This window comes from Peptostreptococcus stomatis DSM 17678 (genome assembly GCF_000147675.1).
Lineage (GTDB): Bacteria > Bacillota > Clostridia > Peptostreptococcales > Peptostreptococcaceae > Peptostreptococcus > Peptostreptococcus stomatis.
Window position 1 is genome coordinate 133,582 of record NZ_ADGQ01000060.1, and the last position, 18,072, is coordinate 151,653.

The following is an 18,072-nucleotide window of genomic DNA, read 5'->3' on the forward strand; positions in this document are numbered from 1 at the left end:
AGTATGACAAGAAATGTTGGTACAGTAGCACGTGGAGTACGTTGCCCTATAATTCGTCAGGGTGACAATTTATCAGATATAGTAGTTGATTCAGTAATTGAAGCAGCTAAAACAGATGGCTTTGAGTTAGGTGATAGGGATGTAATTGGTATTACAGAGTCTATCGTTGCAAGAAGCCAAGGCAACTACGCTTCTATAGATGCAATAGGCAAGGATGTTAAGGCTAAGTTTGGTGGAGAAACAATAGGTATAATCTTCCCAATCCTTTCTCGTAACAGATTTGCCATCTGTCTAAAGGGTATGGCAATGGGAGCTAAAAAGGTTGTATTGATGCTTTCATATCCAAGAGATGAAGTTGGTAACCAGTTATTGACAGAAGACCAGTTAGATGACAAGGGAATAGATCCATATTCAACAGTATTGACACTTGAAAAATATAGAGAATTATTTGGTCAGAATATCCACCCATTTACAGGTGTGGATTATGTTGACTACTATAGTGAAGTAATCAGGTCAGCTGGAGCAGATGTAGAAATAGTATTTGCTAACCATGCTACTGAAATCTTAAACTACACTAAGAATGTAATAAACTGTGATATCCATACTAGAAAGAGAACAAGCAGGATATTAAAGGCTGCAGGAGCTACAGTTTATGGTATGGACGAAATATTGACAGAATCAATAGACGGAAGTGGTTACAACACTTTGTATGGTCTATTGGGATCAAATAAGTCGACAGAGGATAGCGTAAAGTTATTCCCTAATGAGTGTACTGACCTTGTATATGATATCCAGGACAAGCTATTGAAGAAGACTGGTAAGCATATAGAAGTAATGGTATATGGAGATGGAGCTTTCAAGGATCCAGTAGGGCAGATTTGGGAACTTGCTGACCCAGTAGTATCACCAGCCTATACAGCAGGCTTGGAAGGTACACCAAACGAATTGAAGTTAAAGTACCTAGCAGACAATGACTTTAATGATTTATCAGGTGAAGCTCTTAGGGAAGCTATATCTGAAAGAATAAAGTCAAAAGATGCTTCATTGGTAGGTAAGATGGAGTCTGAAGGTACTACACCAAGAAGGCTTACTGACCTAATAGGTTCATTGTGTGACCTTACAAGTGGTTCAGGTGACAAGGGTACACCGATAGTACTTGTACAGGGATACTTTGATAATTATACAAATAATTAATCGATAAGTTAAATATATTGATAGGGGCTGGTATTTTGGGCAGATGTACAGAATACTAGCCCCTATTTTTTGCTAATTTCTTGGGAATCATTCCTAAATATATAGATTATAAAGAAGTAGTGTGCGAAATCAAATATCAAAAATTTAACAAAATGACCTTGTTAATTTATTTGAATTGTGCTAATATTAAGTTAATTACTTTTTTAGGAGGGGATAAAATGGCAAAAATATTAATTAGTCCAAGTAAGTATATTCAGGGGCCAGGCGAGCTAAAAAAGCTAGGTCAGTATGTTGAAAATCTAGGAAAAAAGGCCCTAGTCTTGATAACGGAATCGGGTTATAAGAGGGTTGGTTCAGCCATAGAGGCAGGATTCAATGATTCTCAAGCTGTCATGGATGTTTGCTATTTTAATAGAGAGTGTTCAAAGGTAGAGGTTGACAGAATCATTGACAAGTATGTGAACCAGGGAGATTGTGATATAATTGTCGGTATTGGAGGAGGCAAGTTGGCGGATACTGCCAAGGCAGTTGCCTACTATACGAAGAAACCTGTAGTAGTTTGTCCGACTATAGCGTCAACTGATGCTCCGTGTAGTGCCCTATCAGTTTTGTATACTGAAGATGGTGTATTTGACCAATACCTGTTTTTACCAAAAAATCCTGATATAGTAATGATGGATACAGAGGTTATTTCCAAGTCTCCTGTTAGGCTGACTGTAGCAGGCATAGGCGATGCCCTGGCAACGTACTTTGAAGCGAGAGCATGCAAGGCTAGTGGGGCAATATCGTGTGCAGGTGGAAAGACAACAGAGGCAGCTGTTGCTCTGGCAAAGTTGTGTCTAGATACCCTATTAGAGGAAGGTTTAAAGGCCAAGATAGCCTTGGAAGCCGGTGTATGCACAGAGGCAGTTGAAAAGGTAATTGAAGCCAACACGCTACTAAGTGGTATAGGTTTTGAGTCTGCCGGTTTGGCAGGTGCCCATGCAATCCACAATGGTTTGACTGCCATAGAAGAGTGTCATCATATGTATCACGGTGAGAAGGTAGCCTTTGGTACCCTTACTCAGTTGGTATTGGAAAATGCCCCATCTGAGGAATTAGAAGAGGTATTTAACTTCTGTATTGATATGGGATTGCCAGTTACACTTGAAGAATTGGGTGTTAAGGAAATAGACAAGAATAAACTAATGGAAGTTGCTAGACTTGCTTGTGCAGATGGAGATACTATGCATAATATGCCGTTTGAAGTAAATGAAGATAAGGTATGCAATGCTATAATTGCTGCTGATGCCATGGGTAGGTTCTTCCTAGGTCTATAAGCATAAGTTGTTAAATAAGAGTTTTAAGTGGAATAAGACCTTTAGGTTTTGTTCCACTTTTTAAAATTATGTACTATAATAGAGGTAGGGTCTATAGTCAAGATAGTGTATAAGTTATCATTTAAAAATCGTGCCTATAGGTACCCTTATATGTTTTGATTAAATCTACTAGATATGGAGGTTATTATTATGAACCAAGAAAAGTATTTAAAGAAGTACAAGTGCAGACCATGTGGTTTTGTATATGATCCTGAAAAGGGGGTACCTGATTACGGTATCAAGCCAGGTGTTCCTTTTGAAGACCTTCCAGATGACTGGGTATGTCCAAAGTGTGCGGCTAGCAGGTGGATGTTTGAAGAAGTAAAGGAAGGAAAATAGGACCTAGTTTGCCCTATATAATTGATATTATGGAGGGAATAATGAAGTTAGTAATTGATTTATTTACAGCCTTTGCCAAGATTGGTAGTTTTACCTTTGGTGGTGGTTATGCCATGCTACCCATGATTAAAAAGGAAGTAGTAGAAAGGCACGGTTGGGCAACTGACCAGGAAATATTAGATTATTTTGCTATCAGTCAGGTGACACCAGGTGTAATAGCAGTAAATACGGCAACTTTTGTCGGTTATAAGATAGCTGGTATAGCCGGGGCCATATCAGCAACCCTGGGGGTTATATTTCCATCGATTCTTATAATAACTATAATAGCAGCTTTTTTGACCAATTTTGCCAGTCTGCCGGCAGTTATCCATGCCTTTAATGGTATCAGGGCATGTGTATGTGTCTTGATATTAAATGCAGTCTATAATATGGCAAAAAAGTCAGTTATTGATATACCAACAGCTATTATTTTTATTTTGGTGGCTATAGTTGCTATAATGAGTGTGGTTTCACCTTTTATCCTGGTAATAGTAGCCGGTATTTTAGGTTTACTAATCCAGTATTTCAAGTTAAGAAAGAAGGTGGACTAGGTGCCAGGAATTTTTACTTTAGTCTACTATTTCTTTACAACGGGCCTGCTTGCCGTAGGAGGTGGCCTTGCAACTCTACCATTTTTGTATGATATAGGTAAGAAGACAGGTTGGTATACTGGATTAGATGTTGCTAATATGGTCGCAATTGCCCAAAGTACTCCAGGTCCAACTGGTATAAATATGGCTACATATGTAGGTTTTAAACAATTTGGAGTTCTTGGTGCTATTATAGGTCCTATATCCCTGGTCCTACCTTCACTGATTATTATAGTAATAGTCTATAGAATCTTGGATAAGTTTAAGGAATCAAAGATAGTACAGGGGATTTTTTATGGTTTGAGGCCGGCTTCAAGTGGACTGATTTTGGCAGCTGCCTTTAGTGTTATCCAGATTTCCTTGTTAAATATGTCTAATAAGGGGTCTGTTTTAGGCTATTTTAGGTGGCCAGCCCTAGTTTTGGCTGGACTTATATTTTTAATACAGTACTACAAGAAAAATATCCATCCAATATTTTTAATAGTCTTGGCAGGTATTGTTGGAGTTGTATTCAAGATATGATATTGGAAAAGGGCTTAGGGTCTTTTGGCATAAAAATAGAGAAGGAAGGCTAATTTATAGTCTTCCTTCTCTATTTTGTTTAATAGGTTTATTAAGGTATTCTTATGTGCTAATTAATTTGCAAACATACTACCTGTCTGCATTTAAATCGTAGTCAACCAAAAGGTTGGCTTTTATCAATACTGGTCTCAAGGCTGTGTATAGTAGCATAGCTATGATAACTGTAGTTATAGCGTTGAAGAATGTTGCTCCTGCGCTGAACTTTGCTAGTACACTTGCTACATCAGCTGGCTGACCTAATACATATATTTTGTAGAAGTATCCTACTATAGGGTCTGCAAATACATTGAATGCCATACCTATGATTGAACCTGATAGGGCATACCTGAATACTTTTTTTGAATCATTAGTATGATTAATTCTACCGATTTTATGGGCAAAAAGACCGACGATAAGACCTATGCATAACTTAAGAACAAAAGTCTTAGGTGCAACTAGTATATAAACCGGGTCCATTATATCTGCAATTGTCATGCCGATAGCTCCAGCAAGTCCACCATATACACCGCCGATTAATAGGGCAGCTAGTACTAGGAAGACATTACCAAAGTGGATTGATGTTGCATCGCCTCCTGGAACAGGTATCTTAATCTGTAAGTAAGTAAATGTTACAAAGCAAAGTGCAGCAAGTATTGCAGACTGAGTTAGCTTTGCTAGATTCTTGTTTTTCATAATTCCTCCTAAAAGTATTATTTTATAATTACAAGTACAATTCTATCAATTTAAGGCCGATAAAGTCAACTCTTAGACATCATATGGTGAAAAAATAGACTTTAAACCCATACAATTTTAATTTTCTTTTGATAATATTTACCATGAAAAGACCTTTTGCAAATAATTTTAAAAAAATCTATAATATTTCAGTTTATTTGGTATAATATATATGAAAGATTCAGGTTAGGTAGGTTCAGGACGGATCCTATCTATAGTATATAAAGGAGAAGATAGACATGGATAGAAATGATAAGTGTTGGTGTGGTAGTGGATTAAAGTACAAGAAGTGCCACATGGATTTTGATGACAAGATAAAAGAATACGCTATGAATGGACATATAGTGCCGGATAGATTTAACATAAAAACACCTAGAGAAATTGAGGCTATAAAGGAAAGTGCCAAAGTTAATACGGGGGTTCTTGACCACCTGGAAGGTAAGATTCTTGCAGGTATGTCCACTGAGGACATAAACAAACTGGTACATGACTATACTGTAAGTCATGATGCCATACCAGCCCCCCTTAATTATGAGGGCTTCCCAAAGAGCTGTTGCACATCTATTAATAATGAGGTTTGCCATGGTATACCATCAGAAGATATAATCCTAAAGGATGGGGATATAATTAATGTAGACGTGTCTACTATAAAGAATGGTTACTTCTCAGATGCATCCAGAATGTTTATGGTAGGTCAAGTAAGTGAAGAGGCTAAAAACTTGGTGGAAGTAACTAAGGAATGCCTTAATGTAGGTCTAGAACAGGTTAAGCCTTGGGGCCATATAGGTGATATTGGGGCAGCTATCCAGGAATATGCAGAGTCAAGGGGATATTCCGTAGTTACCATGTTTGGTGGACACGGTATAGGTAACGAATTCCATGAGGAGCCATTTGTATCCCATGTAGGTAGGAGGGATACTGGCATGTTGATGGTGCCAGGCATGGTATTTACTATAGAGCCGATGATAAATGCCGGTAAGCCACAGGTATTTGTTGATAAAAAGAATGGTTGGACTTCATATACTAAGGATGGTAGTCTATCTGCCCAGTGGGAACACCAGGTTTTGGTTACAGAAGATGGATATGAAATAATTTCAGCTTAATTCATAAAAATGATTGACAAGGATGGATTTTTGTATTATACTATTCGAGTAGTGAAAAGAAGTAGAATCCGTTCTCACCTTACAGCGCGGCTAGTAGGGTTGTATAAGTTTAATCAGTGGTTTATTTTGCTGTTTTATTTTAGAACTTATGACGGATTTTTATATCCGTCTTTTTTTTCGTACTAGAGAGATTTCTAATGAGAAATTTTATTTTTAAGAAAGTAGAGGTGTTCTAAGATTAGTAAAGAAATAGCTATCAATGAAGAAATAAGAGTTAAGGAAGTCAGGTTGATTTCTGAGACAGGAGAACAGTTAGGTATAGTAACTTCTAAGGAAGCAAAGGAGCTGGCAAGTTCAAAGAATTTGGATCTTGCTATGATATCACCTAATGCCAAGCCTCCAGTTTGCAAGATTATGGACTACGGCAAGTACAAGTATGAGCAGGCTAGGAAGGAAAAGGAAGCAAAGAAGAAACAAAAAGTAATCAATGTCAAGGAAGTAAGACTTAGACCAGGTATTGGTGATCACGACCTTAATACTAAGGCAAACCAGGCTGCCAAGTTCTTGCAGAAGGGTGACAAGGTCAAGGTTGAACTTAGGTTCAGAGGAAGAGAGCTTGGTCACAAGGACATAGGTAAAGAAGTAATGTTAAAGTTTATTGATTTATTAAGTGAGTTTGGAGAACCAAATAAAGCCCCTAAGTTTGAGGGAAATAATATGGTTGCAATTATAGATCCAAAGAAATAGATAAATATTGAGAGGAGGATTTTGTTATGCCAAAGATGAAAACACATAGAGGTGCAGCAAAGAGATTAAAGAGAACAGGAAGCGGAAAGCTAAAGAGAGCAAAGGCTTATAAGAGTCATATACTTACAAAGAAATCACCTAAGACTAAGATGAACTTGAGACAGTCAACTTTAGTAAGTGATGGTGATGCAAAGAGAATAGCACAATTATTACCATACAAGTAAGATTAGTATTTAGGAGGATTAGAAATGGCAAGAGTAAAGAAGGGTATGAATGCCCATAAGAGACATAAAAAGGTATTGAAGCTTGCAAAGGGATACCAGGGATCAAGAAGTAAGCTTTTCAAGACTTCAAATCAGTTTGTAATGAAGGCATTAAAGAATGCTTACATAGGTAGAAAGCAGAAGAAGAGAGACTTCAGAAAGCTATGGATACAGAGAATAAATGCAGCTTGTAGAATGAACGACATGTCTTATTCTAAGTTCATGAACGGTCTAAAGAAGGCTGGAGTAGAAGTTAACAGAAAGATGCTTTCAGAATTAGCAATAGCTGATCCAGATGGATTCGCAAAGCTAGTTGCAGTTGCTAAAGAAAACCTAGCATAATTTAGGAAATGTGAGACGAACCAATATGGTCGTCTCTTTTTTATTGAGAGTATAGATTTTTTTCTGTAAATTTGCCTTCTATAGTAATTTTGTCAATTTAGACAACTTAAATTTATAGAGAGTATATAAAAGGACCCAGTTTTGGGTCCCGATTATATAGCGTTCGATTTTAGTCCTTTTTGAAATGATCCTTAGCCTTGACTGCTAAACCAGCAGACTTAACGATTCCCTTTTTTAGGGTCTCCTTGGCTGTACTTATATCATCACTGATATCTACTGCCACCTCACTGACCTCTTTAACATTGTCGGTAACCGTGTCTACATTTTCCAGAATAGAAGGCAATTTAGCTATTGCTAGGCCTACATTTGTAGAATTTTGAACTAGTAGAGTATCCACATTACTTATTAAACTTGAAAGTTTCCTAAAAAGGATAATAAGGGCTACAAGGGCTACACATCCAAGTAGGGCCAGTAGAAATAAAATTGTGTCTATACTTATTGTTAAAGTCATATTGCACCACCAATCTAATACTATTTTTATCGTAATACATATTCATTATAATTAATTATATATTATAAGGGGAAGAAATAAAAGTCATAGACGAAAATTTCTGGCTATTTGATTAGGCAATTTTCATTTAATCCTCTTGTAAAATAAAACGAAATTTATACAGTATTTTTTAAAAGTAAGTGAAAGTCCAGTAAAATAAAATATCTATGCAAGATTTACACCTGTTTTTAGTTCAAAATCAGGAAGTGATTCCAAAAGTTTTAGTTAAAGTTACAAAAATAAGTTACAAAATGTAACTTTTATTTTAAGGTTACAAACTAGTATTTGCAATATATACAGTCTTGATGATGAAATTTTATCTAAAAAAATGGTTGCTTTTTTGTAATTTTTGTATTAGAATAAAGAAGTCGGATCGATTAAAGTAACAAAAATGATACAAAAAGTTACAGCGGTGTAATTAATACGATAAGACAAAATGAATATAATTATTCAAAAAAGAAAGGATGAATAAAGTTGAGATTTTTGCTTTTTTTATCCAAACTAAGGAGGATATTGTATGAAGAAAATATTGGGAAAGATAGTCTGTATGGCTTTTATATTAATTTTTGCATTTGGAGGAAGTATGTCAGATGCTAAGTCAATACTAGGAACAAGTGGTTGGTCTAAATCAAATGGTAGACAGGTATATGTGGGTTCTAACGGTAAGAACATTAAAGGTTGGAATAGAATCAGTGGTTTGTGGTTCTACTTTAATTCTTCAGGTCACATGGTAACAGGAACTCAGAATATAAATGGTAAAACATACCAGTTTAACAATGATGGAAGTTACAATAGGGAAGTGCCTGCTACAAAGACAAGCAACTACACTACTTCAACTTCTAATGGTAAGGTTAAGTACTATGACAAGAGTGGTAACTACTTGGGTACAGGTAAGAAGTATATCTCTAATGCCAGTGCTTATACTGGAGATACTACTACTGCATCAGGACAGAGACCAAGGTGGGGTACTATAGCAGTAGATCCTAAGGTTATACCTCTAGGATCTAAGGTGTATGTACCATACTATGACAAGGTATTTATAGCCAACGATACAGGTGGTATCATCAGGGGTACAATGATCGATATATTCATGAATTCTGCTTCAAATATGAGAAAGTTTGGTAGAAGGAATATTGAGATTATAGTACTTGATAGGTAGTAAATATATAACTAGAAAACTTTAACAAATATGAAATTTAGATTTCGAGTCAGTAATTAAGTTTTATCTTGATTTAGAAGAGAGCACAAGGTGGCGAGAAATTTAAAAGATAATAACTCAAGCAAGACCTTAAAAAGTATTACCTAATAAAAGAATAGAAGAAAGACCCTAACCGACCAGTCAAGAGGACTAGAAGGCTAGGGTCTTTCTTATGAGTTCAATTTTAAAATTATAAGTTTATCTTACTTCAAGTTTATTAGTGGCACAAATCATATGTGCCTTGTGTACAGAAATATTCTTGAATTTATACCTAAGGTCAGGTGGTATCCTCATAGTATCACCTTTTTTTAGTTGAATAGACTTACCATCATCAGTTTGAACAATAATACTGCCCTTTTCAATGTGGATTATATCATCAGAAACGGTTTTTCCAAGTGGCTGGTAATTAGTTTCTGAATGAGCATGAAATATTATTCTTACAAGGTTGATGCTCTGAGTAGTAGACCTAGTTGTGAGCAACTGAAATTCAAGGTTGTTCCTACATGGGTAGACAATAGTGGATAGGGTGTCAGACCTTCTAACCAGGTTTTCTAAAACAACAGGTTCTTCTAATAAAGAGGAGAGGCTAGTATTCATGGTATCTGCTATAGAGTTCAATACACTCAGGCTAGGGTTTCCAACACCTCTTTCTAATTGACTAAGCAGAGCAGTACTAATTCCGGACATGTCAGAGAAATCTTTAATAGTTAAGTTGTTACTTTTTCTGTATTCTATAAGTCTGTTGCTAAGTTGAATAATATCCATGATAGCCTCCTATAATATAAAAATTATATAATATCATTGACGATACAATATTGACAAGTGCTTAATACAATGATTAGCAATAATAATTATATTATAACATTTGTATGTAAAAAGGGGTATATATTATAAAAAAATATTTGTATTAAATCAAATTGTTATATTTTTTCATATGTGTTAAAATTAAATGTAATGCACAATAGGCATATAGTGATAAAGGGAAGGTATTATGATAATTTTAGGGATAGATCCAGGCCTGGCTATTATTGGCTATGGTTTGGTTGAATATAAAAATAATAGGTTTAGGACTATAGACTACGGGGCTATAACTACGCCAGCAGGTATGTCTACTGTAGAGAGGTTGGAGAGGATATACAAGGGTATGAACCAACTATTTCACATGTATGATATTGATGAGGTTGGTATAGAGGAGCTATTTTTTAATAAGAATGTTAAAACTGCCATCACAGTAGCCCAGGCTAGGGGGGTAATACTATTATCATGCCAGCACCATGCCAAGCCAACCTACGAATATACACCCCTTCAGGTAAAGCAAGGTGTATGTGGCTATGGTAGGGCTGATAAACCCCAGGTCCAAAAGATGGTGACCTCTTTTTTGAATCTTAAGGAAGTACCAAAGCCAGATGATGTTGCAGATGCCCTGGCTGTGGCCATCTGCCATGCCCATTCTAACCGCTTGGGCAAGGAATTAAGTAAGTTTGAATAATAGGAGTGATATAAATGATAGGATATATTAAGGGCACAGTTGAATATATAGGTATAGACTATGTGCTTATTGAAAATAATGAAATAGGTTACAAGCTGAATGCATCTAGCAATACCCTGTCCCAACTAAATGAAGGTGATAGGGTTAAGGTATACACAAAGATGATAGTGAGAGAGGATGATATCAGCCTATGTGGATTTTATTCTAAGGAAGAATTGGAGATGTTTAATCTTTTAACATCTGTATCCAAGATAGGGACTAAGTTGGGGCTTGCTATTCTTTCTTTTGCTACGCCATCCCAGCTCCACCTATATATTTCGACTTCTGACACCAAGACCCTGTCGAAGGCTCCCGGAGTTGGAAAGAAGACCGCTGAGAGGATGGTCTTGGAATTAAAGGACAGGTTGGGCAAGTTAAGTATAAGTGGTGAGGACTTTGTTGGAAAACCAACTGTGTCTATGCCAACTACTAGCGATGGTGAAGCCATAGATGCCTTGATTGCCCTGGGTTATACAGGTCAGGAATCAAAGGTGGCTGTAGACTTTGTTAAACAGCCAGGTATGGGGGTTGAAGATATAGTAAAGAAGGCCCTAGAGTATATTTTGAAGACTAACTTTAAATTCTAATAGGAGGTAGCTGGTATGGATGAAGAACGTATAATTACTTCCAGTATGAAGGAAGAAGATTTTGATATAGAAAATAGCCTGAGACCCAAGTCTCTAGATGAGTATTTAGGCCAGGAAAAGTCCAAAGAGCAGTTGAGGATATTTATTGATGCTGCCAAGTCGAGGAGCGAGTCTCTAGACCATGTCCTTTTGTATGGACCTCCAGGTCTTGGTAAGACGACTCTTGCAAGTATCATAGCCAATGAGATGGGTGTTAATTTGAGGATTACATCCGGGCCTGCCATAGAGAGGGCGGGAGATTTAGCTGCGATTTTGACAAATTTACAGGAAAATGACGTCTTGTTTATTGACGAGATACACAGGATAAATAGGAGTGTAGAAGAGGTCCTATACCCAGCCATGGAAGACTTTTGTCTGGATATAATAATAGGCAAGGGACCATCTGCCAGGAGTATAAGACTAGACCTACCTAAGTTTACCCTTATTGGGGCTACAACCAGGGCGGGTATGCTGACTAACCCCCTAAGAGATAGGTTTGGGGTTATTTGTAAACTGGACTACTACAAGGAAGATGAATTAGCTGAAATAGTACGCAGGTCATCTGGCATATTAAATGCAGGCATTATGGATGATGGTGCAGTTGAGATAGCAAGAAGGTCTAGGGGGACTCCGAGAATTGCAAATAGGCTACTAAAGAGGGTCAGGGACTTTGCCCAGGTCAAGGCCGATGGTAATATTACCGACCAAGTGACCCAGGCAGCCCTTGAGTTATTGGGCGTGGATTCTCTGGGTTTAGACTTTGTTGATAAGAAGCTTTTGATGACGATTATAGAAAAGTTTAATGGGGGTCCTGTAGGTCTGGATACCCTGGCTGCATCTATAGGTGAGGATAGAAATACTATAGAAGATGTATATGAGCCTTACCTCTTGCAATTAGGCTTTATAAACAGGGCACCTAGGGGTAGGATAGCCATGCCAAGGGCCTATCAACATTTGGGTATCCCATATGAAGAAAAGAAGAAAAAATAGTAATTGAGGTGAGATATGAAGACCAGTGATTTTAAATACGACCTACCAGAAGAGTTGATTGCCCAAGTTCCTATTGAGGACAGGTCTAGTTCAAGGTTGATGGTGGTTGATAAGAATACAGGCCAGATAGAACACAGGGTTTTTAAGGATATAATAGATTATTTAGAAGAAGGAGACTGTCTAGTCCTAAATGATACGAGGGTAATACCAGCCAGGCTTATAGGCGAAAAGGTTGGGTCTGGTGGCAAGATGGAGTTTTTGCTCTTGAAGAGAAATGAAGATGATACTTGGGAGACCCTTGTAAAACCAGGTAAGAGGGCCAAGCTTGGGGCAAGATTTTCTTTTGGTGGAGGTAAACTATTTGCAGATGTAGTCGATATACTTGAAGATGGTTCAAGGTTGGTTAAGTTTGACTATGATGGTATCTTTGAGGAAATTTTAGACGAACTAGGCAATATGCCCCTGCCTCCATATATAACAGAAAAGCTAGAGGATAAGGAAAGGTACCAGACTGTATATTCAAAGCATAATGGATCAGCTGCAGCACCCACAGCAGGCTTGCATTTCACAGACCAACTACTTGACCAGATAAGGGCCAAGGGGGTAAAGACTGCCTTTGTAACCCTGCATGTTGGTTTGGGTACTTTTAGGCCAGTCAAGGTTGATGATGTAGGCCAACACAAGATGCATTCGGAGTTTTATATGGTAACACAAGAGGCTGCAGATATGATTAATGAAGCCAGGGTCAAGTCTAAGAGGGTTATCTGTGTGGGGACTACTAGTTGTAGGACTATAGAGTCTGCATCCAAACCAGACGGTAGGCTGGAAGCTAAAAGTGGCTGGACAGATATCTTTATATACCCAGGCTATAAGTTTAAGGTATGTGATAATTTGATTACTAATTTTCACCTACCAGAATCTACTTTGATTATGTTGGTAAGTGCCCTATCAAGTAAGGAAAACATATTAAATGCCTATAAATCAGCAGTGGAAGAAAGATATAGGTTCTTTAGTTTTGGGGACGCAATGTTCCTGAAATAATTTTTGGGGATTTAGGGCATAGAAATATGTCATTTTTTAAGTGATTTGATAGAGAAGGACTATGAAAGGAAATATATGTACGCAGTTAGATATGAATTGATAAAAACCTGTAAACAAACAGGGGCTAGGTTGGGTAGGCTTCATACACCTCATGGTGTGATTGAAACACCTATCTTTATGCCTGTTGGGACACAGGCAACAGTAAAGGCCATGACCCCAGAAGAATTAAAAGATATAGGTTCACAGATAATACTGAGCAATACCTACCACCTATATATGAGGCCGGGTCATGACCTGATAGAAAGGGCTGGTGGCCTACACAAGTTTATGAACTGGGATAAACCAATATTGACAGACAGTGGTGGCTTTCAGGTATTCAGCCTAGGACCACTTAGGAAGATAAAGGAAGAAGGGGTAGAGTTTAGGTCTCATCTTGATGGGTCAAAACACTTCCTATCACCTGAAAAGGCTACAGAAATCCAAAATGCCCTGGGTTCAGATATTATTATGGCCTTTGATGAGTGTGCCCCTTATCCAGCGGATAGGCAGTATGTTAAAAATTCTCTTGAGAGGACTACAAGGTGGCTGGAAAGATGTAAGGCTGCCCATAAGTATCCGGAGAGACAGGCCTTGTTTGGTATAGTACAGGGAGGTATGTACAAGGAGCTTAGGGAACAGTCTGCCAGGGAAATTACAGCTATAGACCTACCAGGTTATGCCATAGGAGGTTTAAGCGTTGGAGAGCCAAAGGAAATGATGTATGAGGTCCTGGATTATACGGTTCCCCTACTGCCAGAGGACAAGCCAAGGTACTTGATGGGGGTTGGATCACCAGATGACCTACTAGAGGGTGTCCTAAGGGGTATAGATATGTTTGACTGTGTCCTGCCTACCAGGATAGCTAGAAATGGTACTGCCATGACTAGTCAGGGGAAGGTTGTAGTTAGAAATGCCTCTTATGCGGAAGACTTTACCAGCCTAGACCCTGAGTGTGATTGTTATACATGTAGGAATTACACAAAGGCCTACCTGAGACACCTGATAAAGTGTAATGAAATCCTGGGGGCAAGACTTCTTACAATCCATAATTTACACTTCTTGTTAAAGTTGATGGAGAATGTAAGAGAGGCCATAAGAGAAGATAGACTTTTGGACTACAAAAAGGACTTCTTTGAAAAATATTATGGTAAATAATATCTAGATGGTTTATAATATAACATATATGATTTAATATAAAGGAGGGTATAAAATGCCACAGAATCAGATGATCATGGGAATTGGTATTTGGATATTGATATTCGTAATATTCTATTTCATACTAATAAGACCACAAAAACAAAAGGAAAAGAAACTTAATGAGATGAGAAATTCTATTGATAAGGGTGATACTGTTATTACAGTTGGTGGTATAATAGCCAAGGTAACAAGGGTTGAAGAAGATAGAATAATACTTGAATTAGGTCCAAATAGAACTAAGGTTCCATTCGAGAAATGGGCTATAGGTAGGGTTATTGAAAAGGCAGCCAAGGACGAAGAAGCTGTTGAAGTAGAAGAAAAGTTGGAACAGTAATACCAGGTGGTATGTGAAAAATACTACTCAATTTACCATATATATGGTATAATGAGAGGAGAAAAATTATTTTGGAGGGATTATCATGGAGAAAAAACATGTAAAAACTCTTTCAAAGGCTACTTTAAAGGAAAGTGCAGCAAAGGGCGGATGTGGTGAATGCCAGACTTCTTGCCAGTCTGCTTGCAAGACTTCTTGTACAGTTGCTAACCAAGAGTGCGAAAGATAGTATTCGAAAAGTAGAAGACAGCCTTTATGGCTGTCTTTTCGTATCAATAGAAAAAGGGGAGGTAAAAAGATGAAACTTAGGAAAAGAGCGGCATCCCTAGTATTATCACTAACTATGTTGGCTTGTAGTTTGGCATCTGCTAGTGCCTTGTCATATAGTGAAATACAGCAGATAAAGGGAAATGATAGGTATGCCACAGCCAGTGGTATAGCTGGGGAATATGGCCTATATGACTCGGTAATATTGGTAAATGCTGACAAGAACAAGTTGGCAGATGGCTTGAGTGCCAGTGGTTTGGCAGGTGTAATAAAAGCACCTATACTTTTGGTACATAAAGATAGCATACCAAATGAAGCACAGTTAAGAATGGAGATTGCTAAGAAAATATATATTATAGGTTCTAATGATTCTGTGAGTTCTGATATAGAAAATAGACTAAGGAGCCAGGGAGGCTTTACAGTTAAGAGAATTGGTGGTCAGAACAGGTATGAAACTAGTAATAATGTTGCCAACGAGATTTTAAGTATAAAGGGGGCTGTTGGTAAGGTATTTATAGCAAATGGAAGTAGGGGAGAGGCAGATGCCATGAGTATCTCTGCCGTTGCGGCCAGGGATGGTGAACCTATCCTACTTACTAACGGAACTAGTATAAGTAGTACAGCCAGAACTATATCAGAAACTACTAAGAATGTATATGCAATAGGTGGTGTTGACTCTATATCATCTAGACTTGTAAGTTCACTAGGTGCTGTAAGGGTTAGTGGTAACAGTAGGTATCTGACAAATACACAGGTAATAAGAACATTCTACAGGGATACACCATACAAGTACATATTAAGTGATGGTTATAAGCTAGTCGATGCCTTGACAGGTGGACCTCTAGCAGGTAGAAATAATGCCCCAATAGTACTAGTTAGTGCTAACAGTGACAAGTCAGTACTAAGAGGTGCTAAATCCTTAATATCTTTGGGAGGAATCAGTCAAAGCGTATTGACTAAGTGTGCGGCTGAGACAAATAGGTAGAATTATGAGATATAACAAGCAGAAATATGAAGGTAAATTAGATTTAATAGTTTTAATTGTATATTCATTGTTTTTGTTTGGCCTTATAGAGACAATTAATAGGCGAAGTTTTATTAAATTTATAGACTTCGCCTTAGATTTTCCGATCCAGTTTTTTATTAACTACTTTTTGATTTTTATAATACTAGGTGTATCATTATTTTTAAAGAGGAAAGTATTTTACTATTATATAGCCAGTAGCTTACTATTGATACTGGCTATTAGCAGTTCTGTTTTATACACTTTGAGAGGAATGCCCTTGTCACCCTATGACCTTGTATCATACAAGGAGGCCTTAAATATTGCCAATGTATTTTTAGATGCCAGGTTTATGGTTGCCGGACTTGCCTTTTTAGCATTGGTTATAATTTTATCAATCGTTTCTTTTAGGTCATTTAAGACAGCTAATAGGATTAGGAATAAATCTGACCTGGGTGTTCTTTTGGTTGTTGCAACCATATTCTTTATAGTGGTTCCCCAACTAAAGGCTGCCAAGATTGTAACGGAAATAGCCTGGGATCCGGGCTTGTCCTATGAGACTAATGGCTTGGTTTTCTCCTTTGTAGATGAGACTTTTATGTCAATCAGGAAAAAACCACACGGGTACAGTAAGGACAGTGTAGAGGCTATTAGGTCAGACTTGGATAAAGAGGTTAAAAAAGACAAGAGGCTTATAAGGACAGGTGATGACAGACCAGATATAATCTTTGTTCAATTGGAGGGTTTTATGGACCCTACTAGGTTAAAAGGTTGTAATTATAATATAGACCCAATGCCAAACCTGAGAAAGATGATGGACAAGTACACATCTGGACTCATGAATGTACCAGTTACAGGTGGTGGTACGGCAAGGACAGAGTATGAAGTCATGTCTGGATTTAATTTTGACTACTTAAACCAGGGGGAAATTCCCTACCAGACATTCCTAGCTAAGAGACCATCTATATCCATAGCAAGTCAAATGAGGTCAGAAGGATATAAGTCTAAGGCTATCCACAACTTCAATTCCAGTTTCTATAATAGGCGAGAGGGCTATGAAAATATAGGCTACCAGAAGTTTATCAGTCTTGAGACTATGACGAATGTTGAGCACACTCCAATGTGGTGGCCAAAGGACAAGATATTGACTAGGTATATAATGGGTGAGTTGAATCAAGACAAGGGCAAGTCCATGATATTTACCATATCTACCCAGGGCCATAGCAAGTATCCTATTAGCAATATGGATATGGATTACAAGGTTAAGCTAGTGGATTCAAAGCTGGCAAAACAAGACCAAAACCAGATTAACTATTATGCAAACCAAGTCTATGAGATGGACCTATTTGTGAGGGACTTGAAGGCCAGCCTGGATGCCAGGAAGAAAAATTATGTCCTGGTTGTCTATGGGGACCACCTTCCTGCCCTAAATATAATCACACGAAATATGTCAGGTGTAGATAAATTTTCATCTCTATTTGCATTGATAGATAATATGGGTATCAAGAAAAGGTCTGTTCCAAAGGACCTTCAGGGCTACCAGTTGTCTACTATGGTCATGGACCTTGCCGGGCTTAAGTATGGACCAATGAATATGGTCCACACCTACCTTAAAGATAGGTCTGACTACCAGGATAAGATGAAACTAGTCCAGTATGATATCTTGTTTGGTAAGAGGTACTTCTTGAAGGAGTCAGAAAAGCCGATAAAAAATAATAAGATGCAGTTAGGTACTAGGGATATGAAGCTTGAGTCCGTAGAGAAAAAGGATGGCAAGGTCTATATTAAGGGGCAGGGAATAAATAGAAACACAAGGTTATACATCGGAGGGGAAGAAGCCCAGGTATACTTTGTAGATGATAAGACCCTGCTATTGAAGGCCCCAAATTATAGGGGGAAAAAGATAGTATACCTTGAAATATTGGATAGCGATGAAAAGCCAATTTATAGGTCAAATACCTTAGTATATAAATTTTAGGGACCCATATGGGTTCTTAAAATTTGTGGATTTTTACTTAATCTGAGAGTTTT

General features: G+C 37.7%; 22 protein-coding genes. 19 read left to right on the forward strand and 3 right to left on the reverse strand.

The window, feature by feature from the left end; translation table 11 throughout:
* The first annotated feature begins 3 nt into the window (after positions 1 to 3).
* From HMPREF0634_RS06505 to HMPREF0634_RS06525, 5 genes are all read left to right on the forward strand, one after another.
* Positions 4 to 1,194, forward strand: a complete 1,191-nt coding sequence (locus HMPREF0634_RS06505; protein ID WP_007790100.1) for a coenzyme F420-0:L-glutamate ligase — start codon at positions 4 to 6, stop codon at positions 1,192 to 1,194.
* Between the two features lie 218 nt (positions 1,195 to 1,412).
* Positions 1,413 to 2,513, forward strand: a complete 1,101-nt coding sequence (locus HMPREF0634_RS06510) for a glycerol dehydrogenase (RefSeq protein WP_007789923.1) — start codon at positions 1,413 to 1,415, stop codon at positions 2,511 to 2,513.
* Positions 2,514 to 2,702: 189 nt separating this feature from the next.
* Positions 2,703 to 2,891, forward strand: a complete 189-nt coding sequence (locus HMPREF0634_RS06515) for a rubredoxin (protein ID WP_007790168.1) — start codon at positions 2,703 to 2,705, stop codon at positions 2,889 to 2,891.
* A gap of 41 nt (positions 2,892 to 2,932) precedes the next feature.
* Positions 2,933 to 3,481: a chromate transporter gene (locus tag HMPREF0634_RS06520; RefSeq protein ID WP_007790013.1), complete on the forward strand. Its 549-nt coding sequence runs from the start codon at positions 2,933 to 2,935 to the stop codon at positions 3,479 to 3,481.
* Positions 3,482 to 4,042: a chromate transporter gene (locus tag HMPREF0634_RS06525; protein WP_007790063.1), complete on the forward strand. Its 561-nt coding sequence runs from the start codon at positions 3,482 to 3,484 to the stop codon at positions 4,040 to 4,042.
* A 129-nt stretch (positions 4,043 to 4,171) separates the two neighbouring features.
* Here the strand turns inward: HMPREF0634_RS06525 and HMPREF0634_RS06530 are convergent, their stop codons facing one another.
* Complete coding sequence (locus tag HMPREF0634_RS06530) at positions 4,172 to 4,774, reverse strand: ECF transporter S component (RefSeq protein WP_007790083.1); 603 nt, start codon at positions 4,772 to 4,774, stop codon at positions 4,172 to 4,174.
* 278 nt (positions 4,775 to 5,052) lie between these two features.
* Here HMPREF0634_RS06530 and HMPREF0634_RS06535 point away from each other — a divergent pair, with 278 nt between their 5' ends.
* The 4 genes from HMPREF0634_RS06535 to rplT all read left to right on the forward strand — a co-directional run bounded on the left by HMPREF0634_RS06535 (position 5,053) and on the right by rplT (position 7,268).
* Positions 5,053 to 5,916: a methionyl aminopeptidase gene (locus HMPREF0634_RS06535; RefSeq protein ID WP_007789974.1), complete on the forward strand. Its 864-nt coding sequence runs from the start codon at positions 5,053 to 5,055 to the stop codon at positions 5,914 to 5,916.
* A 288-nt stretch (positions 5,917 to 6,204) separates the two neighbouring features.
* Positions 6,205 to 6,663, forward strand: coding sequence for a translation initiation factor IF-3 (gene infC / locus HMPREF0634_RS06540; RefSeq protein ID WP_007790088.1), 459 nt, complete (start codon positions 6,205 to 6,207; stop codon positions 6,661 to 6,663).
* A 26-nt stretch (positions 6,664 to 6,689) separates the two neighbouring features.
* Positions 6,690 to 6,887 carry a 50S ribosomal protein L35 gene (gene rpmI, locus HMPREF0634_RS06545; RefSeq protein WP_007790110.1) on the forward strand — a complete coding sequence of 66 codons (198 nt, stop codon included), beginning with the start codon at positions 6,690 to 6,692 and terminating at the stop codon, positions 6,885 to 6,887.
* Between the two features lie 24 nt (positions 6,888 to 6,911).
* Positions 6,912 to 7,268, forward strand: coding sequence for a 50S ribosomal protein L20 (rplT, locus tag HMPREF0634_RS06550; RefSeq protein ID WP_007789936.1), 357 nt, complete (start codon positions 6,912 to 6,914; stop codon positions 7,266 to 7,268).
* A gap of 169 nt (positions 7,269 to 7,437) precedes the next feature.
* On the opposite strand, the gene HMPREF0634_RS06555 is transcribed toward rplT, so the two are convergent.
* Positions 7,438 to 7,779 (reverse strand): hypothetical protein, encoded by a 342-nt coding sequence (locus HMPREF0634_RS06555; RefSeq protein ID WP_007790052.1) that lies wholly within the window; start codon positions 7,777 to 7,779, stop codon positions 7,438 to 7,440.
* Positions 7,780 to 8,335: 556 nt separating this feature from the next.
* On the opposite strand from HMPREF0634_RS06555, the gene HMPREF0634_RS06560 reads away from it, so the two are divergent.
* Positions 8,336 to 8,977 (forward strand): 3D domain-containing protein, encoded by a 642-nt coding sequence (locus HMPREF0634_RS06560; RefSeq protein WP_007789927.1) that lies wholly within the window; start codon positions 8,336 to 8,338, stop codon positions 8,975 to 8,977.
* 237 nt (positions 8,978 to 9,214) lie between these two features.
* On the opposite strand, the gene HMPREF0634_RS06565 is transcribed toward HMPREF0634_RS06560, so the two are convergent.
* The gene (locus HMPREF0634_RS06565; protein WP_007789935.1) at positions 9,215 to 9,781 is read right to left on the reverse strand and encodes a helix-turn-helix domain-containing protein; all 567 of its coding nucleotides are present in this window, start codon (positions 9,779 to 9,781) and stop codon (positions 9,215 to 9,217) included.
* 226 nt (positions 9,782 to 10,007) lie between these two features.
* Here HMPREF0634_RS06565 and ruvC point away from each other — a divergent pair, with 226 nt between their 5' ends.
* From ruvC to HMPREF0634_RS06605, 9 genes are all read left to right on the forward strand, one after another.
* Positions 10,008 to 10,505, forward strand: a complete 498-nt coding sequence (gene ruvC, locus HMPREF0634_RS06570; protein ID WP_007790174.1) for a crossover junction endodeoxyribonuclease RuvC — start codon at positions 10,008 to 10,010, stop codon at positions 10,503 to 10,505.
* Between the two features lie 14 nt (positions 10,506 to 10,519).
* Complete coding sequence (gene ruvA / locus HMPREF0634_RS06575) at positions 10,520 to 11,131, forward strand: Holliday junction branch migration protein RuvA (protein WP_007790019.1); 612 nt, start codon at positions 10,520 to 10,522, stop codon at positions 11,129 to 11,131.
* A gap of 15 nt (positions 11,132 to 11,146) precedes the next feature.
* On the forward strand, positions 11,147 to 12,160 hold the full coding sequence (gene ruvB / locus HMPREF0634_RS06580) for a Holliday junction branch migration DNA helicase RuvB (RefSeq protein WP_007790131.1): 1,014 nt from the start codon (positions 11,147 to 11,149) through the stop codon (positions 12,158 to 12,160).
* Positions 12,161 to 12,175: 15 nt separating this feature from the next.
* Entirely contained in the window at positions 12,176 to 13,201 is a 1,026-nt protein-coding gene (gene queA / locus HMPREF0634_RS06585) for a tRNA preQ1(34) S-adenosylmethionine ribosyltransferase-isomerase QueA (protein WP_007790009.1), read from the forward strand.
* A gap of 75 nt (positions 13,202 to 13,276) precedes the next feature.
* A complete protein-coding gene (tgt, locus tag HMPREF0634_RS06590) occupies positions 13,277 to 14,395 on the forward strand; it encodes a tRNA guanosine(34) transglycosylase Tgt (protein WP_040565847.1) in 1,119 nt (372 codons plus the stop codon).
* Positions 14,396 to 14,450: 55 nt separating this feature from the next.
* Positions 14,451 to 14,771 (forward strand): preprotein translocase subunit YajC, encoded by a 321-nt coding sequence (gene yajC / locus HMPREF0634_RS06595; protein ID WP_007790117.1) that lies wholly within the window; start codon positions 14,451 to 14,453, stop codon positions 14,769 to 14,771.
* A gap of 85 nt (positions 14,772 to 14,856) precedes the next feature.
* Positions 14,857 to 15,000 carry a six-cysteine ranthipeptide SCIFF gene (scfA, locus tag HMPREF0634_RS09555; RefSeq protein ID WP_007789995.1) on the forward strand — a complete coding sequence of 48 codons (144 nt, stop codon included), beginning with the start codon at positions 14,857 to 14,859 and terminating at the stop codon, positions 14,998 to 15,000.
* A gap of 69 nt (positions 15,001 to 15,069) precedes the next feature.
* Positions 15,070 to 16,023 carry a cell wall-binding repeat-containing protein gene (locus HMPREF0634_RS06600; protein ID WP_007789989.1) on the forward strand — a complete coding sequence of 318 codons (954 nt, stop codon included), beginning with the start codon at positions 15,070 to 15,072 and terminating at the stop codon, positions 16,021 to 16,023.
* Between the two features lie 4 nt (positions 16,024 to 16,027).
* On the forward strand, positions 16,028 to 18,019 hold the full coding sequence (locus tag HMPREF0634_RS06605) for an LTA synthase family protein (RefSeq protein WP_007790115.1): 1,992 nt from the start codon (positions 16,028 to 16,030) through the stop codon (positions 18,017 to 18,019).
* The last annotated feature ends 53 nt before the right edge of the window (positions 18,020 to 18,072 follow it).

Excerpts from the sequence above, each read along its gene's own strand:
- tgt (WP_040565847.1), top strand. The coding sequence starts at position 13,277 with ATGTACGCAGTTAGATATGAATTGATAAAAACCTGTAAACAAACAGGG.
- yajC (WP_007790117.1), top strand. The coding sequence starts at position 14,451 with ATGCCACAGAATCAGATGATCATGGGAATTGGTATTTGGATATTGATA.
- ruvA (WP_007790019.1), top strand. The coding sequence starts at position 10,520 with ATGATAGGATATATTAAGGGCACAGTTGAATATATAGGTATAGACTAT.
- HMPREF0634_RS06600 (WP_007789989.1), top strand. The coding sequence starts at position 15,070 with ATGAAACTTAGGAAAAGAGCGGCATCCCTAGTATTATCACTAACTATG.
- HMPREF0634_RS06535 (WP_007789974.1), top strand. The coding sequence starts at position 5,053 with ATGGATAGAAATGATAAGTGTTGGTGTGGTAGTGGATTAAAGTACAAG.
- rplT (WP_007789936.1), top strand. The coding sequence starts at position 6,912 with ATGGCAAGAGTAAAGAAGGGTATGAATGCCCATAAGAGACATAAAAAG.
- scfA (WP_007789995.1), top strand. The coding sequence starts at position 14,857 with ATGGAGAAAAAACATGTAAAAACTCTTTCAAAGGCTACTTTAAAGGAA.
- ruvC (WP_007790174.1), top strand. The coding sequence starts at position 10,008 with ATGATAATTTTAGGGATAGATCCAGGCCTGGCTATTATTGGCTATGGT.
- HMPREF0634_RS06555 (WP_007790052.1), bottom strand. The coding sequence starts at position 7,779 with ATGACTTTAACAATAAGTATAGACACAATTTTATTTCTACTGGCCCTA.
- HMPREF0634_RS06530 (WP_007790083.1), bottom strand. The coding sequence starts at position 4,774 with ATGAAAAACAAGAATCTAGCAAAGCTAACTCAGTCTGCAATACTTGCT.
- HMPREF0634_RS06505 (WP_007790100.1), top strand. The coding sequence starts at position 4 with ATGACAAGAAATGTTGGTACAGTAGCACGTGGAGTACGTTGCCCTATA.
- HMPREF0634_RS06515 (WP_007790168.1), top strand. The coding sequence starts at position 2,703 with ATGAACCAAGAAAAGTATTTAAAGAAGTACAAGTGCAGACCATGTGGT.
- HMPREF0634_RS06565 (WP_007789935.1), bottom strand. The coding sequence starts at position 9,781 with ATGGATATTATTCAACTTAGCAACAGACTTATAGAATACAGAAAAAGT.
- HMPREF0634_RS06605 (WP_007790115.1), top strand. The coding sequence starts at position 16,028 with ATGAGATATAACAAGCAGAAATATGAAGGTAAATTAGATTTAATAGTT.
- queA (WP_007790009.1), top strand. The coding sequence starts at position 12,176 with ATGAAGACCAGTGATTTTAAATACGACCTACCAGAAGAGTTGATTGCC.
- ruvB (WP_007790131.1), top strand. The coding sequence starts at position 11,147 with ATGGATGAAGAACGTATAATTACTTCCAGTATGAAGGAAGAAGATTTT.
- rpmI (WP_007790110.1), top strand. The coding sequence starts at position 6,690 with ATGCCAAAGATGAAAACACATAGAGGTGCAGCAAAGAGATTAAAGAGA.
- HMPREF0634_RS06520 (WP_007790013.1), top strand. The coding sequence starts at position 2,933 with ATGAAGTTAGTAATTGATTTATTTACAGCCTTTGCCAAGATTGGTAGT.
- HMPREF0634_RS06560 (WP_007789927.1), top strand. The coding sequence starts at position 8,336 with ATGAAGAAAATATTGGGAAAGATAGTCTGTATGGCTTTTATATTAATT.
- HMPREF0634_RS06510 (WP_007789923.1), top strand. The coding sequence starts at position 1,413 with ATGGCAAAAATATTAATTAGTCCAAGTAAGTATATTCAGGGGCCAGGC.